Source organism: Shewanella xiamenensis (assembly GCF_014647135.1).
Taxonomy (GTDB): domain Bacteria; phylum Pseudomonadota; class Gammaproteobacteria; order Enterobacterales; family Shewanellaceae; genus Shewanella; species Shewanella xiamenensis.
Genome location: NZ_BMOP01000018.1, coordinates 23,846 through 40,352 on the forward strand (window position 1 = coordinate 23,846; position 16,507 = coordinate 40,352).

At 47.9% G+C, this 16,507-nt stretch carries 15 protein-coding genes; 5 read left to right on the top strand and 10 right to left on the bottom strand.

The annotated features are described in order from the left end of the window. Positions 1-1,848 carry an alkaline phosphatase D family protein gene (locus tag IEY09_RS14785; protein WP_188871675.1) on the bottom strand — a complete coding sequence of 616 codons (1,848 nt, stop codon included), beginning with the start codon at positions 1,846-1,848 and terminating at the stop codon, positions 1-3. A 180-nt stretch (positions 1,849-2,028) separates the two neighbouring features. Between IEY09_RS14785 and IEY09_RS14790 the strand changes: the two genes are divergently transcribed. The 4 genes from IEY09_RS14790 to IEY09_RS14805 are packed head-to-tail and all read left to right on the top strand — an operon-like array spanning position 2,029 to position 5,290. Then, positions 2,029-2,949 carry a dTDP-4-dehydrorhamnose reductase family protein gene (locus tag IEY09_RS14790; protein WP_188871656.1) on the top strand — a complete coding sequence of 307 codons (921 nt, stop codon included), beginning with the start codon at positions 2,029-2,031 and terminating at the stop codon, positions 2,947-2,949. Positions 2,950-2,951: 2 nt separating this feature from the next. Further along, the gene (locus tag IEY09_RS14795; RefSeq protein ID WP_088586598.1) at positions 2,952-4,235 is read left to right on the top strand and encodes a sensor histidine kinase; all 1,284 of its coding nucleotides are present in this window, start codon (positions 2,952-2,954) and stop codon (positions 4,233-4,235) included. Then, positions 4,232-4,777: a response regulator transcription factor gene (locus IEY09_RS14800; protein WP_037422708.1), complete on the top strand. Its 546-nt coding sequence runs from the start codon at positions 4,232-4,234 to the stop codon at positions 4,775-4,777. Before IEY09_RS14795 ends, IEY09_RS14800 begins: the two co-directional genes overlap by 4 nt. Positions 4,778-4,813: 36 nt before the next feature. Beyond that, positions 4,814-5,290 carry a hypothetical protein gene (locus IEY09_RS14805; protein ID WP_037422711.1) on the top strand — a complete coding sequence of 159 codons (477 nt, stop codon included), beginning with the start codon at positions 4,814-4,816 and terminating at the stop codon, positions 5,288-5,290. Positions 5,291-5,334: 44 nt separating this feature from the next. Here IEY09_RS14805 and IEY09_RS14810 read toward each other — a convergent pair whose 3' ends face one another. From IEY09_RS14810 to IEY09_RS14850, 9 genes are all read right to left on the bottom strand, one after another. After that, on the bottom strand, positions 5,335-6,045 hold the full coding sequence (locus IEY09_RS14810) for an SDR family oxidoreductase (RefSeq protein ID WP_099457368.1): 711 nt from the start codon (positions 6,043-6,045) through the stop codon (positions 5,335-5,337). Positions 6,046-6,070: 25 nt separating this feature from the next. Then, a complete protein-coding gene (locus tag IEY09_RS14815) occupies positions 6,071-7,636 on the bottom strand; it encodes a cryptochrome/photolyase family protein (protein ID WP_188871657.1) in 1,566 nt (521 codons plus the stop codon). A gap of 694 nt (positions 7,637-8,330) precedes the next feature. Then, positions 8,331-9,098 (bottom strand): hypothetical protein, encoded by a 768-nt coding sequence (locus tag IEY09_RS14820; protein WP_188871659.1) that lies wholly within the window; start codon positions 9,096-9,098, stop codon positions 8,331-8,333. Positions 9,099-9,629: 531 nt separating this feature from the next. Continuing rightward, positions 9,630-10,217 carry a DMP19 family protein gene (locus IEY09_RS14825; protein WP_037428954.1) on the bottom strand — a complete coding sequence of 196 codons (588 nt, stop codon included), beginning with the start codon at positions 10,215-10,217 and terminating at the stop codon, positions 9,630-9,632. A gap of 79 nt (positions 10,218-10,296) precedes the next feature. Continuing rightward, positions 10,297-10,683 (bottom strand): gamma-butyrobetaine hydroxylase family protein, encoded by a 387-nt coding sequence (locus IEY09_RS14830; RefSeq protein ID WP_011073858.1) that lies wholly within the window; start codon positions 10,681-10,683, stop codon positions 10,297-10,299. Between the two features lie 154 nt (positions 10,684-10,837). Continuing rightward, positions 10,838-12,166 carry an ATP-dependent protease ATPase subunit HslU gene (gene hslU, locus IEY09_RS14835; RefSeq protein ID WP_055648059.1) on the bottom strand — a complete coding sequence of 443 codons (1,329 nt, stop codon included), beginning with the start codon at positions 12,164-12,166 and terminating at the stop codon, positions 10,838-10,840. Between the two features lie 18 nt (positions 12,167-12,184). Then, the gene (gene hslV, locus IEY09_RS14840) at positions 12,185-12,709 is read right to left on the bottom strand and encodes an ATP-dependent protease subunit HslV (RefSeq protein WP_011073856.1); all 525 of its coding nucleotides are present in this window, start codon (positions 12,707-12,709) and stop codon (positions 12,185-12,187) included. 152 nt (positions 12,710-12,861) lie between these two features. Next, positions 12,862-13,449: a type II secretion system protein gene (locus tag IEY09_RS14845; RefSeq protein WP_047540133.1), complete on the bottom strand. Its 588-nt coding sequence runs from the start codon at positions 13,447-13,449 to the stop codon at positions 12,862-12,864. A 424-nt stretch (positions 13,450-13,873) separates the two neighbouring features. Continuing rightward, positions 13,874-14,476, bottom strand: coding sequence for a response regulator transcription factor (locus tag IEY09_RS14850; protein WP_037422732.1), 603 nt, complete (start codon positions 14,474-14,476; stop codon positions 13,874-13,876). A gap of 208 nt (positions 14,477-14,684) precedes the next feature. On the opposite strand from IEY09_RS14850, the gene IEY09_RS14855 reads away from it, so the two are divergent. Beyond that, complete coding sequence (locus IEY09_RS14855) at positions 14,685-16,490, top strand: sensor histidine kinase (RefSeq protein ID WP_086902265.1); 1,806 nt, start codon at positions 14,685-14,687, stop codon at positions 16,488-16,490. Positions 16,491-16,507: the final 17 nt, after the last annotated feature.

Consider the following 16,507-nt stretch of genomic DNA (forward strand, 5'->3'; position numbering starts at 1 on the left):
CTATTCTTGCCTCGGTGGTTCGAACCGAGTTTCGCTCATATCCCCATGTAATACGGCAATTTTAGTGGGCTCACCATTATCCGCTAATACCAAAATGCCGATGCCGCTGCGGTTGACTAAACGCTTGCTCCGTTCGCCATTTGGCCGCCTGCCCCGTAATGACATTCGCTTTCGCTTAGTCAATAGATTCAATGGTGAGAAGTGGCCGTAAAGCCAACCATTGAGCTTGTCGAAAAGTGGCAGCAGTTTTTCGGGGAACTGGTTTTTAATCCCGCTACAGGTAATTTGGTAAATCTTTGGGCTGCTACGGCGAAAGCGAATGCTGATGTCATAGGCAAAGGAATAGTGCACATCCCCCGAGAGGATCACAAATTGCTCTGGGGTCTTGCGGTGCATAAAGATGCTTAGCAAAGCATTGGCTGCGCCCGGATGTGCCATCCAGTTTTCCGCATCAACCAGCAGCGAAGCGCCCATAAAAGTGGCCATGCGTTGCACTGCCTCAATCACTTTGACCCCAAACATCGGCGCGGGCGAGACGATAATGACCTTAGATTGACCCAGTAGCGCCTGCTGTAAATCCATTAAGGCTTCCCAATCCATCAAGCCCGAGGGTTTGGCGAGATTCGATTCACTGCGCCAACGGCGGGTGCGAGTATCGAGTACAACCAGCTTGGGTGAGGTGTCTAAGCTGTAATGCCATTGCTCAAATGTCAGTAAGAGATCAATCAAGGCATCCTGAGTGTTAGGGTCGGGGCGATTGAAAAACGCATCTAACTTTGGGCGAACCTCGGCATTAAATTTATCCGGTGCATTACCTAATCCTTGGAATAGGGTATAGGCAATCAAGGCATTACCAATGATTCGTTTAGAAAATGCATGACCGTAGGCGGCTTGTTCCCACTTGGCGGTGAGATTCCAATCATCGGTAATATCATGGTCATCAAACATCATATACACGGGAATATGCGCCATAAGGCGCCTAACCTGAGTGAGTCCCGCTTTAAAGGCCAGTAAGTTTTGCCATTCTTTTTGCCACCGCAGCTTGTTGGCGGCAGAGAGACCGTCGACATCCTTGGGTAAATCAACCAACTCCCATAGTTCGGGCGACCAAGTGAGTAGGTATAGGGCGATCATTTCACTCAGGCTAACTAAATGGTTTTCTGCGATGGATGAGGTAAATATCGGATGGTTGACATACCAGCGCCAAAGCGCAGTTTTGGCGGGATATTCGGTACGTGGCAGCAGCGTTTTATGGCGTAAGTACAAGCTATCGGCTTGATAACGGATTGCCTCGCTTCCCGCAATAGTGGCGCCGTGAAAGGCTTCATGGTGCAGGCCGAGTTTTTCAATCACCTGACCAATGGCGCATAACATGGGGCCAGCCACATCATCCACATAAACTTGATCGCCACTGAGCATTAACAGGGCTGGGCGCTGCTGCGAATCCTTATCGATAAGCTGTGCTAGCCTGGTATCGGCGGCGACTAAGGCATCCTCGCTATGGTGGTGGGGGTTGCGGCATGAGCCATGCCATACCTGTTTGAGTTCGGTGCAAAAGTAAACCTGGGGTGAGTCGGCACCGCTATAGTGCAATCCGTTGACACCATTGAAAATATCGCCAATCCCCTTAGCCGAAACGCGGTATGGAATAGCCGTTTCAGGCGTAAGCAGTGTAGGTCGCGACACACTAATCAAATACTGAAAGGCGTGCTTGCCGAGTGGTATGCAATGCACTTCTTCCTCTGTTAACCCATAACTTTGCTCCCCTAAGGCCAGTTGTAACTCAGTCAATGGCTCGCGGCTCACAAACCAGAGGGTAAAGTGCGAGGCATCGCAGTGGCGCAGCATCGGGCCTGCGAGGATAAGGGGAAGTGCTTGAGTCAAATTCAGCCTTTTGTTGTTAATCAGGTCGAGTGGGATAAACCCAAATCAGCTTAAGTACGGGCAAATAAGAGTAAACAAGTGCGTTGAATATGAAAAGCTTTTAGAATTATCCGCCAAATGGGTGGCTAAGGAGTTTGGGACAATATGGCAAATATTATGGTGACGGGCGCAACCGGATTACTCGGCAGGGCGGTCGTTAAACAGTTAACTGCCGCAGGGCATCGGGTGATTGCCACCGGCTTTAGCCGCGCCGAAGCGAATATCCATAAACTCGATTTAACCCAAACTGTTGCAGTAGAAGCCTTTATTGCCCACGAACGGCCAGAGGTTATCGTGCACTGCGCCGCTGAGCGTCGCCCCGATGTGTCCGAGCACTCGCCTGAGCAGGCTTTGGCGCTGAATTTGAGCGCTAGCCAAACCCTTGCTAAGGCCGCTAAACAGCATGGAGCTTGGCTGCTGTATATCTCAACCGACTATGTGTTTGATGGCACAACGCCGCCCTATGCCGAAGATGCCGCACCCAATCCGGTTAACTTTTATGGTGAGTCTAAATTACAGGGTGAAACCTGTGTGCTGAATACCGACAGCGGTTTTGCGGTGTTACGTTTACCGATCCTCTACGGCGAAGTGACTCAACTGAGCGAATCTGCGGTATTAGTGTTAATCAATCAATTGTTAGATAGCAGGCCACAGCGGGTAGATGCTTGGGCCATTCGCTCGCCGACCTCGACGGCGGATATTGCTGGCGCCATCGCTAAGTTGATCAAGCGGCAGTTACATGCTGCCGATGTGTCAGGGATTTATCATTTTAGTGCGCCGCAAACCATGACTAAGTACCAAATGCTACTGAGCTTAGGTGAGTTATTGGCGATTGACACCGCGCATTTAATCCCTGAACTCACACCGATGGATAGCGCTAAAAGGCCGCAGAACTGCACCTTAAGTTGCGGGCGTTTAGCGGCGCTGGGCATTTATTCTGAGTTGGAATTTAGCGCAGGGCTTAATCAGGCGCTCGCTCAATCCAGTGCAGCACTTGCAGCTGTTGGCCTTAAGCTTAAGGAATAATGATGGTTAAAATTTTAGGAGCGAATCTGCAAGCGGCCGACCAAGTCGCGCTGCTGCGCACCTTAGGGTTATTGCTGCAAATTGGTTTGACGTTGTTTGCCGCCGATACCTTTGGCCTGAGTTTGCAAATGGAGCCACTCATGCATGTTTTTGTGCTGGAGGTGCTCTATCTTTCGCTCACATTAGCATTACGTAAACCCTTGTTTGCCAAAGAGCGTGGTCTGTTTATCGCCCTAAGTCTGGATACTTTGTTTTGGATATCTTGGCTGTATTTTTCGGGCGGGGCGACCAATGCGTTTATCTCCTTACTGCTATTGCCCATAGCGCTCGCCGCCGTGACTCTGCCCATTTGGGCCCCTTGGAGCCTGACCGCGATATCAACCCTTGCCTATAGCCTGATGATTTTTACCGTGCCTGAGTCGCAAATGCAGCACCACGGCATGGATATGAGTTCCCACTATTTAGGCATGTGGTTTAACTTTGTGATTTCAGCTTTAGTGCTTACCACCAGTGTGGCGCTGATCGCCAAACGCATGCGCCGTCAGGATGCGCAGCTTGCCTATATGCGCGAAGGACAACTGCGGCAGGAGCAGTTAGTGGCGCTCGGCACTGTGTCGGCGCAAATGGCCCATCAATTAGCGACGCCACTCTCAACATTGCATTTATTGCTCGATGAATTAAGGGAAGAAACCCCCGAACCCTCAATAACCTTAGTTGAAATGGAAACCGCACTGGGGCGTTGTGAGCACACCTTGGCGGAGCTGCGATTGGCAACGGAGTCGATTCGTGACCGTCGTCAGCGGCCTCAAAATCTCACTGAGCTGGTGGCTGGATTAAAGCAGAAAACCCAGTTATTGATGCCGCAAACAGAACTCAATTGGTTGATAACCTGTGAGCCTAAGCTGCTAGAAGAAAAGCAGATCTTAACCGATATGAGCTTAACCCCCGCGATTATGGCCTTGATTGAAAATGCCGCCCGCGCCAGTGTCGAAACCATAGGTACTTCGCAGGTGGATATTAGCGTCGATTGTTCGCCAAGCGAGGGGCAGGCTTATTTGCAGATCCGTGATTATGGCGCGGGTATCGCCCCTTCATTATTGCCACAATTAGGCACCTTATTAATCGAAAGCCCTAAAGGCTTAGGCGTGGCCTTGTTACTGAGCCATGCTAGCTTGGAGCGTTTAGGGGCGGAGCTTATTCTGGCAAATCATCCCCAAGGCGGCACAGTGGCGCAAATTCGTTTTACACTCTTGGCGCCTAAAGTACCAACTGGAGAAACAGTATGAAACGGCTATTGATTATTGAAGATGATCAAGCGCTTGCAGGTATTTTAGCGCGGCGTTTGACCCGCCATGGGTTTGAATGTCGTTTAAGTCACGATGCCAGTAGTGCCCTGCTGGTGGCGCGGGAGTGTTGCCCAACCCATATCCTGCTGGATATGAAATTGGCCGAGGCCAACGGCCTGAGTTTAATTGTGCCGCTGCGTAATTTGTTACCCAAAGTGGTGATGGTGCTACTGACGGGCTACGCCAGCATTGCTACCGCGGTGGAGGCGATTCGTCTTGGTGCCGATAACTATCTGGCTAAACCCGTCGATACCCAAACCCTGCTAGCTGCCTTTGAGCTGGATGCTTACCCTAATACCTTGCAAGAAGATGATATTGACGACTCACCGCTTAATCCTAAACGGCTGGAGTGGGAACATATTCAGCAGGTGCTCAATGCTAATCAGGGCAATGTGTCGGCTACCGCTCGGCAACTGGGTATGCACCGCCGCACCTTGCAGCGTAAGTTATTAAAGAAACCGGTGAGTGAAACGGGCCGCTAAAGTAAACGAGTATTTGCTCAAGGAAGGAGGCGTGGAATGCGTGAGTATGATGGTGTTGAGGTGCGTTATCGCAGGCCCGATGCCGATTTAGATAAAAGCTTACAAGTGGTTGAAAATCTATTGGGCTTTGCCCCCGAACCGCAGCAGTTAGACTTTGATTTATCCTTTTGGGCGGGCGGTGCTGGGGTGCTTGATAAGCTGGCGATCTCCTGCAATGTTTCGCCCGAGCAGTGGCAAACACTCAAGCAAAAGCTGGACTTATATTCCCCCGAAGAGATGGTTGCGAGGGATGATTGCCGTGAGGACTTTATTTGGTTAGTCGCCGACGATGAGGAGTGCTGTGATATTTTGGCGGCTTCGGCGCAGTTTATTAACGACAATAAAGCGCCGTTTCAAGAGGCATGCGATACATCACAGTCAATCCACTTTGGCTATATGAGCGATGTGAATACTTGGACGGCAGTATGGGGGCAGGGCAGCCGGATCAATTATGCCTACTTTTGTCAGGGTTAAGAGTTGCCAAGGTTTATCTGTATCAGTGCTAAACGCTTGTGTCGCTACCAAGGCAGTTCTACCCCATCGTAGGCCAAAAATTGCCCTGTTTGAGTTGGAGTGGCATTGGCAATAATACCCACTAAACATTGGGCAACGTATTGCGGTGTAAACAATTTATCTTTGGGTACACTCTGCTGAAAAGGTTTGGATAGTGGCGTATCCGTGGTGCCGGGATGCAGTGACAGCACCACGCAGTGTTTGATGCTTCTTTGCCATTCAATCGATAGCGTTTTAAGAAACATATTCAGCGCCGCTTTCGAGGCGCGATAGCTATACCAGCCACCCAAGCGGTTATCGCTAATGCTGCCGACTCTCGCCGAAATCACCGCAAATCTTGCTGAGTTACTTTGTTTTAAGACATGGCAGAAGTGTTTTGCCAGCATCATGCTGGGAAGGGTATTTAGCTTGATATTATCCATGAAAAAATCCACATCGAGGGTCTGTAAGCTTTTTTCTGGCCCCTTATCCTCGGTGTGCAGCATGCCAATACAGTTAATCAGCCAATCTAACTGGGGGATATTTTGACTCAGTTGCTTAATTTCCTCCTCAAGAGTGATATCCAACTGATGCCAGATAACGCCATCGTCTCGCCCAGTATCGGGCCTATGATGTTTATAGGTCGCATGAATATTGGCCTCGGGATAGGTTTCGTGCAGCTTATTGACCATCGCTTGACCTATACCACCGCTACCGCCCAGTACTAGAATATGCATGGCTTTTCTCCTCAATACTCAGTCGTTATAGCCATTCAAGTTGCGCGAGATGTTGCTCGGCCGTTGCCAGAATGGCCTGCCTTGCTGCCTCATCGGTTTTATCCCAAGTGCGGTACAGCATGGCGATGCGTGGATTATGGGTGAGCTGTGCGCGGTGTTTATCCATAAAGCGCCAATACAGGCTGTTCAATGGGCAGGCTGATTCGCCGCTACGTTCTTTTATCTTGTAATGACAACTGCCGCAGTAATCACTCATTTTATTGATATAACTGCCGCTTGCGGCATAGGGTTTAGTGCCAACGATGCCGCCATCGGCGAATAGCGCCATGCCACGAGTGTTGGGCATTTCGACCCATTCAATCGCATCCACATACACGCCTAAGTACCATTTATCCACTTCATCGGGGGCGATTTCGGTCAATAAACAGAAGTTGCCAATCACCATTAAGCGTTGAATATGATGGGCATAGGCATAATCCAGTGACTGAGATAAGGCATGGCGCAGGCAGTTCATTTGAGTCTTGCCATGCCAAAAGTAGTCGGGCAGCTTGCGCGTGGCCTCGAGGGCATTAATGTTGGCGTAGTTGGGCATATTCGCCCAATAGATGCCGCGCACATATTCACGCCAGCCGATGATTTGCCGAACAAAGCCTTCGACCTGAGCTATCTCAATAAAAGGATTGGCATGATAGTGCTCAATCACCGCATTGATCACTTCTAATGGGCTGATAAGCTTGGCGTTTAAGCTAAAGGACAGCCGACTATGGTACAGGCTCCACTGCGCCGGATGTTGCTGGGTCATCGCATCTTGAAAGCGGCCAAAGGCGGGCAGGCAATACTCACAAAAATATTTTAGTAATTCGAGGCTTTGTGCGCGGTTTATCGGCCAGAGTAAATGCGTATCCGCCTTGCCCATAGTATTAATCCCATGGCGTTGAAGACGCTCGAGAATGTCTTGCACATTGTGGCCAAACATCAAGGGTGTTGGGAGCGATTTGATATCTTGGGATTTAAGCTTTTGCCTGTTGCTCGCATCAAAGTTCCACTGTCCGCCAACGGGCTTGCCATCTGTCATTAAGATATTGAATCTTTTGCGCATTCGCCGATAAAAATGCTCCATCAGCCTGTGTTGCCCTTGGGGGAATTCCCTATCAATTTCGGCAAAGGGGAATAAAAAGTGCTCGGTATCGACGCAATTCACCACGGCATTGGCCAACTTCAACTGGCTTAATTGCGCGAGGAGTCGATATTCGTCAGGCCGTTGATATTCAAACTTAATTGCCCCTGTTTCGGCAACATAGTGTTGGAGTAAGGCATTAAGATCGGCAAAGTCTTGGGTATCGTCGAGGGTGAGGTAACGCACTTGATGCCCCGCCGCGCCAAGCTCGCTGGCAAACTGCGCCATGGCGCTGAAAAATGCACAAATTTTTTGCACATGGTGCGTCACATAGGTGTTTTCTTGATGCAATTCTGCGATTAAATACAGCACCTTGGGATCGACTTGCTGATACCAAGTATGCTGGGCGTTAAGCTGATCGCCCAAAATCAGCCTAACCGTATGGAAGTGCTGTAATTGCTGCTGTGATTGCATTAGCTGGACTCTGGTGGATGGTATTTGCAATTGAGGATTACGATGATATGGGTGGTTGGGATCAGCTAAAAAGGTATTTTAGCTGTCATTACTGCAATGCGTTGAGTGCAAACCATGCTTAGGCTATCTACAGTTTGGCAATTTAGAGCCACTCATAATTTTGAGGGATAAAACTCCGACCCTTATCTTTAATCGGGAGATTTATTAAAGAAAAGTCGTGGGGCTTCACCCCACACCCGACCAAGAGGGGATCAACAGCAATTCCCTCTTGGATCTCCCTTGCCGCCCCTAGCGAAATTACATGCATTGGTTAGTGGTCTCATACTCCAATAAAAATTGCCTAACGGCTCAGATGGGACATCCTTGTCCCCCCGAGCCTGCGCCATCATCCATGATGTCGCCACGGCATTTTTATTTACGTATTTCGACAACTTCGCAGGGGAAGGTGAACTTCTGTAGCAACTGTGCAAGCTATTAATCCCCAAAGAACGATGCCTGTCCTGTCTTTTTTACGATTTTCTTCAACGCCCTTCAGCAACTTCGCAGGGGAGGGTGAACTCCTTCAGCTTTTGCGTTGTTTGCAAGTCATAGAAAGCAAACCGAGTAATACTTACTGCCACATTTAGAAATTTAACAATGGGTGCCTTGATAAACTTTTAACGCATCTATTATTTGACTCGTTACCTTTACGGTTTTATGAGTAACTTTTTGCATACTCATAGCTATTCCATATAATTAATGAAACATGCTTAAGTTTATCTTTTGGAATGGTAATTCCTGCTGGAACGGTTAGTGCTTTTTTTATATCAGTGATATTTAAAGATGCAAACTTAGCGCAAATCTCTTTAACCATTTTTTTTCCAGTTGAAGAAGGGGTTTTATCATGATTGAACCACCAATTTAGAGTGTTAAATTTATGGTGATTTGTTGAAAACATTTGTTCCGAATCGATGATTACTAATTCATGGTTTTTTGTGAATAACCTATCAGATAACTCATTAGCACCTAAGAGGTACGCGAGAAATTCGCTCTTAGGCCAATCTAAAATATTCGGTATGTTAATTAGATATAAGTCCTCTATGGTAAATATTGGGGTGTGCTTCAATTGATGATAAGGGCAGCTATCACTACATGGTTCAATTGAATGTTCCTCTATAAACCAATGAGCACTATGTACATCACCAGCTTGCCCACCAAGAATAGTTGCGCTTTCAGAGTCTAGGATAATATATGTAGAGGACTGGCAGGATATTCCCATTGATTGAGCTATGTGAGTAAAAACGATTTCACGGTAAGCATAGAAAGAGCCTCTAAGCTTTGTAAGCCAGCGATTTCCATTCAAATCAGTTCCAATCCAAAACTCTTTTAAATCTTGAATATCTGGACTGAAAGTTTCCCAGTTCCATCCTACTGTAGAAATAACTTTTGGTAACTCAACGATTAATGGGAATGCATTTGTCATGAATGCCTCTGTTGGAGGTTTTGTTGATTAGGTGTTGTTCAATTATGAGTGCTAATCACATAATTCAACGAGTTATATCATAAATTAGTGTTACTCGGGTTGAGCGATTTATCGCAGAACTGCAATTGCATCTGTAACGGAATGAATCGAGACACCCATTGTTAAATTTTGCAATACCGATGACTCTCTTGAGGTTAACGGCCAACACCGAAGTTACAGAATACACATCCCCTCGGAGTTGCCGCAGGGCGAATAGACAAATTGCGTGAGTCTTGCCATGGATGGCAAGCTAGCTTTCGCAGGTGCAGGGACGCATCCTTCGGAAGCGATAGCAAATTTGGCAATGAGCACAAGGGGCTTTCAACTCCGTCGGGGACGCCGGGCCATGTTTAATAAATAAGCCAAAAGGGGAACAGGCGCTTTTCCCCTTTTGGTCGGGTGTGGGGTGAAGCCCCACGACTTTAAACTTAAAAAGACTACTGAAACGTATTGCTTAATTACTTGCGTAAAGTACTCACAATCAACCCGCAATCATTCGATTGCGTTAACCAATCCCGTTTGTATCGCATAGCTCTCTAGCTTGATATCAAGATTATCCAAATCTTTATAAAACTCATCATCGAGTTGATTGAGTCGGGCTTCGGCTACTGGATTATCGGTTGCGGCGAGGCGTTGGTCTCTGTCGGTAGGGACGGGATGGTCACCAAACACCGCCTGTTTAGCCTGTTGTAATAGGGCTAACGAGTGCAAAGCGCCAATTTGCTGAAGGCCGCGCTCGGCAACAGCATAATGCTCGCCCGATGAGTTATCGAAGTATTGGATAAAGCCGCCGTTGTAGACTTCGCCAGAGAGACAATTGACGGCGTAATAGTGCTGCGCTGCTTCGCTTAGCGTGTGAAAGCCTTGATTATCATCGTGCACCCGCACCACAATATCTCGCCACAGCGCTCTAAAAGGGCAGGTTTTATCTAATTCCCGCTCCTTTTGGTAATAGGCTTTTGCCTGTTCGATATTTTCACGATTGCCGTTTTTGCAGGGCATACATAAGCCTGCGTTTCGCTCGGCGGTGCTTGGCATAATTAAGGTTTTGCAGGCTGTGCAGGGGACTTTTTCCGACATTATCTTTCCTTAGACTCGTCAGCGGGTAAGCACTCAAGGAGAGTCTTGAGCGCTCTCCTTGAACAATGGCGTTAACTGATTAGTTGTACTTAATATTCATCGCGATCAAGGGTTCGCGTGAGGCCTTCTCAGCTCGTAGGCGTGCGAGGTACTTTTCCCATAGTTCCACTTGGTGAGTAGCGAGATCGTAAAGCACTTGCCAGGAGAATAGCCCGGTATCGTGGCCATCGTCGAAGACGATTTTAACTGCGTAGTTACCTACGGGTTCGATGCGGGTGATATTCACATTTTTCTTATGGGTGACCAGCTTAGGGTTACCGTGACCATGCACTTCGGCGGAGGGAGAATAGACGCGTAACATCTCACAGGTGAGTTGATACTGCTCGCCGTTATCGAAGCTGATTTCTAAAATGCGCGATTTACGCTTGAGCTTAAGATCGGTGACATTGGGTGTGCTAGTGGTCATAGATAGTGCCAAGAAAATACGGGGAATGGACAAGCTGTAACATAACAATTTGTGGCTAAGGTTACAAAGTGTAAGCCTTAGCCCCAGTCACAATTTTGCACGAATGTTCGGTATCTTGGATACCGAACATTGCAGGCTTGGATAACAGCCCTAGTTACAGGATAAAGCGGCTTAGGTCTTCGTCTTGAACCAGATTATCTAAGTGAGCACTCACATAATCGGCATCAATCACAAATGAGCTGCCAGACTTGTCGGACGCCTCATAGGAGATATCTTCCATCAGCTTTTCCATCACGGTATGCAGACGACGGGCACCAATGTTTTCGGTGCGCTCGTTCACCTGCCATGCCGCCTTGGCAATGCTCTCAATACCTGATTCGGTAAACTCAATGGTCACGCCTTCGGTCGCCATCAGCGCGATATATTGCTCAGTCAGTGAGGCATGTGGCTCAGTTAAAATGCGTTTAAAATCATCGGCTGATAGCGCATCTAGCTCAACGCGGATCGGTAAACGGCCTTGTAGCTCGGGGATTAAATCCGATGGTTTTGACATCTGGAATGCGCCCGACGCAATAAACAGAATATGGTCGGTTTTCACCATGCCGTGTTTAGTGGTTACCGTGCAGCCTTCGACTAAAGGTAATAGGTCGCGCTGTACCCCTTCGCGGGAAACGTCTGGGCCTGAGGTTTCGCCACGCTTACAGATTTTGTCGATTTCGTCGAGAAACACGATACCGTGCTGCTCAACCAATTCAATGGCTTGCTCTTTTAAATCTTCTTGATTTACCAGTTTAGCCGCTTCTTCTTCGATCAACAGCTTAAAGGCTTCTTTGATCTTCATTTTGCGACGTTTAGCCGGTGCTTGGCCCATGTTTTTAAACAGGCTTTGCAGTTGGTTAGTCATTTCTTCCATGCCGGGCGGTGACATGATTTCAATACCAATTTGTGGCTGGGCTACATCGATATCGATTTCTTTGTCATCTAATTGGCCTTCGCGCAGCTTCTTACGGAAGATTTGACGGGTATTGGAGCTGGTATCGCTTTCCGTGTTATCCCAGTCATTTTTCGGCTTGGGCAGCAGGGCATCGAGAATGCGCTCTTCAGCGTGTTCTTCGGCGCGTTGGCGGCATTTGCCCATTTGCTGCTCGCGGGTCAGCTTGATGGCGATGTCGGTTAAATCACGGATGATTTGCTCGACTTCTTTACCCACGTAACCCACTTCGGTGAACTTAGTGGCTTCAACCTTGATAAATGGCGCATTGGCGAGCTTTGCCAAACGGCGGGCGATTTCAGTTTTACCTACGCCGGTTGGGCCAATCATCAGAATGTTTTTTGGGGTAACTTCTTGACGGAAATCGGCATCTAGCTGCATGCGGCGCCAACGGTTACGCAGGGCGACGGCGACGGAACGTTTGGCCTTTTTCTGGCCGATAATGTGGGCATCCAGCTCGTGGACAATCTCACGGGGGGTCATTTCAGACATAATATTCCTCACGCCCTGTTAGTAATTAAGTTCTTCAATTGTCTTGAATTGATTGGTGAATACGCAGATATCGCCGGCAATAGTCAATGACTTTTCAGCAATTTCCAGCGCCGATAATTCGGTATTTTGCAGTAGTGCTAACGCCGCCGCTTGGGCATAGTTACCGCCCGAGCCAATGGCGACTAAATCATGCTCTGGCTGCACTACGTCACCATTACCTGTGATGATCAGTGAGGCTTCGGCATCGGCGACCACAAGCATGGCCTCGAGTTTGCGCAGCATGCGGTCGGTACGCCAATCTTTGGCAAGTTCAACAGCCGAGCGTAACAGGTGACCTTGGTGCATCTCGAGCTTGGACTCGAAACGCTCAAATAGGGTAAAAGCGTCGGCGGTGCCGCCAGCAAAACCTGCCAACACTTTGTTGTGATACAAGCGACGCACTTTTTTGGCGTTACCTTTCATGACGGTATTGCCTAGGGAGACTTGGCCATCGCCAGCGATGACAACTTGGTTATTACGGCGTACTGATACGATAGTGGTCACAATGAATCCTCTTCTCTTGCCCGCAATGAAAATTCTGCGGTGGATGATGGACTAAATATGGGGATGGATAGTCAGAATTCAAGTTATTGCAGAAAAAGCCACAGGACTTTGTTGATTTTTGTCCTGTGGCGAAAGCGGATATGCTGGATGGATTAAGGTGCAGATAACGAGGAGCGGCCGACAACAGTTCGTCCATCGAGGGGATAGTATTTTAGCTCCCAATTCTCGCTGCCAAGGCGGCGATCATCCGACACATAGTTAAAGTAACAATAAGTATTTGGGTCACTTATCGCGCCGCCGCTATACCAGTAGACGATGTCTATATTGGGTGCTTGTTGCGTTTCCCAATCCGTGTGTGTGGTAAGGACAAAGTCCTGATTATCGAGTAACGATTGCCACAGTTCTCCGCAGTAAGCGCCTTGTAATTGAGTGCCTTGGCTGCTGCTTTGAGCCGTGTCTTTTCCGAGTGGAAAGCCCGTGGTGGTCGAGTCGATAGTGCCATCACCATAGCAAGCGAGATTTTGGGTATATCCCGAGTGTCCGCCCGCAAGCCAACAACTGTGATACAGCTTGACGCCAGAGGTAAAAGCAGCAAAAGCAGCTTTTGCCCGAGTATCGTGGGCATCTTGACTTAGATTCATAAAGCGCGGGGCTGCGACTACGGCAAGAATGCCTAAAATGATGATAACTACCACTAGTTCGATTAGGGTGAATCCCTTAGATGTGTGTAAACGACTCATACTGCTCACCTGTTGCCAAGATAGTCGCATTCTAACTTCATTTTGAAAAATTATCATTAAGCTATTGATAGATATTAATTTGATTAACAATAGTGCTACATTGATTGTTCGGGTTTTGGGCGGCGAGGCGGGGTTTGTAGGGATAAAAAAATCCCCGAGAACACTGGCCGTACTCGGGGAAAGGTTCAAAAGCAGTGGATCGTTAATGCCTACGGAGCATAAATGACAGAACCTAACTTAAGTGTGGCAGTGAATGGTGTTTGATACAAAGCCAAAGATGCAAACTGCGACAGCTTGTCGCAGTTTGGATGAAAACGCCGCCATCAGCGCATTCTAAATGGTCTGAGTTATATGGAATTAGCGGTTTAATCGTGACAAGCGTGGCGAGAATATATTGCGATTGTTTAGCGTGCTGGTCACTGATTTATAAAACAGAATTTAGATTTCCTAAGTGTTGTACTAACTCTGCCATATTGTTCACTTCAAGCTTTTTCATAATCTTTGCGCGATGCACTTCGATGGTTCTTAAGGATAAATACATGGCTTCGGAGATCTGTTTGTTGGTCATGCCTTGAACCACATGGGCTAATACTTGTTGTTCGCGCTCAGTCAGTTGGGCAAATTTCTGCTGCAGACTCTGTTGCTCAAAGCTGGATTGGCTTTCTTTATGTGCTTTTTCAATCGCTTGTACAAGGGCTTTACCCGACACAGGTTTTTGAAAAAAGTCGCATGCGCCTTTACGAAAAGCGCTTAATGCCATGGGTAAATCACCGTGGCCAGTGAGAAAAATCACTCCTAATGGACTTTGGGTTTCAAGCAGCTTTTGCTGCACTTCTTGGCCAGTGATCTCCGGCATTCGGCTATCTAAGATCACGCATCCCGCTTGAGTTAACGGGCATTGGGCTAAAAAATCCCGCCCACTGCTAAAGGTTTGTACTTGGTAGCCAAATTGTCCGAGCATAAACCCTAAGGAGTCGAGAATCGCTTCATCATCATCGACTAAATACAGTGGCAGCATAGTGGACATGGTTTTCCTTTTGGTGGTGGGACTCTTTATCAGCTTAAGCCTGCCTTGTCGTAGGCTCAATTTTAAGCCTAGGTCTTGGGAGGTTTATCACTAAATTAGTCAAATCACTTTAGGGGGAATGCCAGAGTTTGGTGTTATTCACAGCATCATTTTGGCCTTGCGTATAAAGTACTCCGAATACAAAAGCATACAAGACAAGGCGATAGCAATGAGAACTTGGTGTAGGGCAATACTCGTGAGCTGCATATTGAGCGTAATGATGCTTAATTTGTCCTATGCCGATGAAGATATTCCCGTTCATGAATTTAAAGTGGGAGTGCTGGCGAATCATGGGGTGTTGCAGGCAAAACAGCGCTGGCAGCCTATGATGGATTACCTTAGCGAAAACGTCCCTAATAGCCGTTTTGAAGTGGTGCCCGTCGACTTTAATGGTATGCGTAGCCAGTTACTGAGCAATGAATTGCAGTTTATTGTGACTAACCCCGGCCAGTATCTGCACTTGAGTAATAATTTCCCCCTCTCTTGGCTCGCGACCATGAAAAGCCGTAAACATCAGGGCAGCACGTTTACCATAGGCGCGACCATTATTGTGCGTGCCGATAGCCCTATACGTAGCTTGCAGGATTTACGCGGTAAGAATGTGGTTGCTAGCGATCCGCAGGCACTTGGCGGCTATCAGGCTGCGATGGGATTACTGCATAAAATGGGTTATTTACCGGAGCAATTCTTTGGCCAAGTGCGATTTTTAGGATTTCCCCTCGCGCCGCTGATCTATCAAGTGCGCGATGGGAGTGCCGATGCCGCCATTGCGCCTTTTTGTACCTTAGAGGAAATGATTGAAACTGGGCTTATCAATAAGGCGGACTATCGTGTCATTCATCCAACCCATCCTCCTGGATATGACTGCGAGGTGAGCACTCAACTCTATCCTAATTGGTCATTTGCGGCGGCGGATACGGTTTCGCCACGGATCACCATGCAAATCACCCGCGCCTTGTTTGACCTGCCCCCAGACCATGTAGCAGCCATTACCGCCGATACTTTAGGTTGGACTGCGCCGGTAAGTCAGCTAAAGGTGATTGAATTATTTAAAGAATTACAGCTGCAAGGTGCATCACCTCCCTTATATCAAACCGTGTATAAATGGATGGAGAAAAACAAAGAGTGGGGTGGGGTATTACTGCTGATCTTTATTGTATCGACCATTTATCACCTGTGGCTCGAATATAAATTCCGCCAAAAGAGCGAGTTTTTAGTCAGTACTGAGCGGCAATTAAAAGACAAGGCATTGCAGTTAGAACGCTTACAAAGTGCGGCGATTCTCGGGGAGATTGGTGCTGGGTTGGCCCATGAGCTAAATCAACCGATTGCGGCGATAACCCAATACAGTGAGGGCGCCATGATACAGCTAGAAAGGCTGGGACAGGACAACCCAGAGCTTTATGATATTTTGGGTAAAATCAACGCACAATCGATACGGGCCGGGGCGGTAGTACACCGTATTCGTGGCTTGCTTAAACGCCGTCAGTCGAAGGCCGAACCGCTGGATGTGACGTTAGTCGTCAAAGAGGCTTTGGCCTTATTACGCCGAGAATTAGACCGAGCGGGGGTACAAGTTGACGTACAGGTGCAAGGTCGTCCCTATGAATTGATGGGCGATAGTGTTGGCTTAAGTCAAATGTGGGTCAATTTGGTGAAAAATAGCCTCGATGCGCTGGAAGCATGTGAGGATAACCGTGCACGTAAGTTAAGGATTGAGATCCACTATCAACCCACTGAAATCAAAGTCTTGGTGATTGATAATGGCCAAGGTTTACAGGGACAAGCTAATGAGTTGATGGCCTCTTTTGCCTCGACTAAAGATGCAGGGCTCGGATTAGGTTTAGCGATCTGTAAGGATGTCGTCAGCCGTCACCACGGCAGTATTGAGATTGAAAACTGCAAGCAATCGACACAAACGCCATTGCCTTGGCAGCAAGGCTGTGTGGTGACGGTGATATTACCTCGGGGCTAGAATGAATCGCCGCAGAG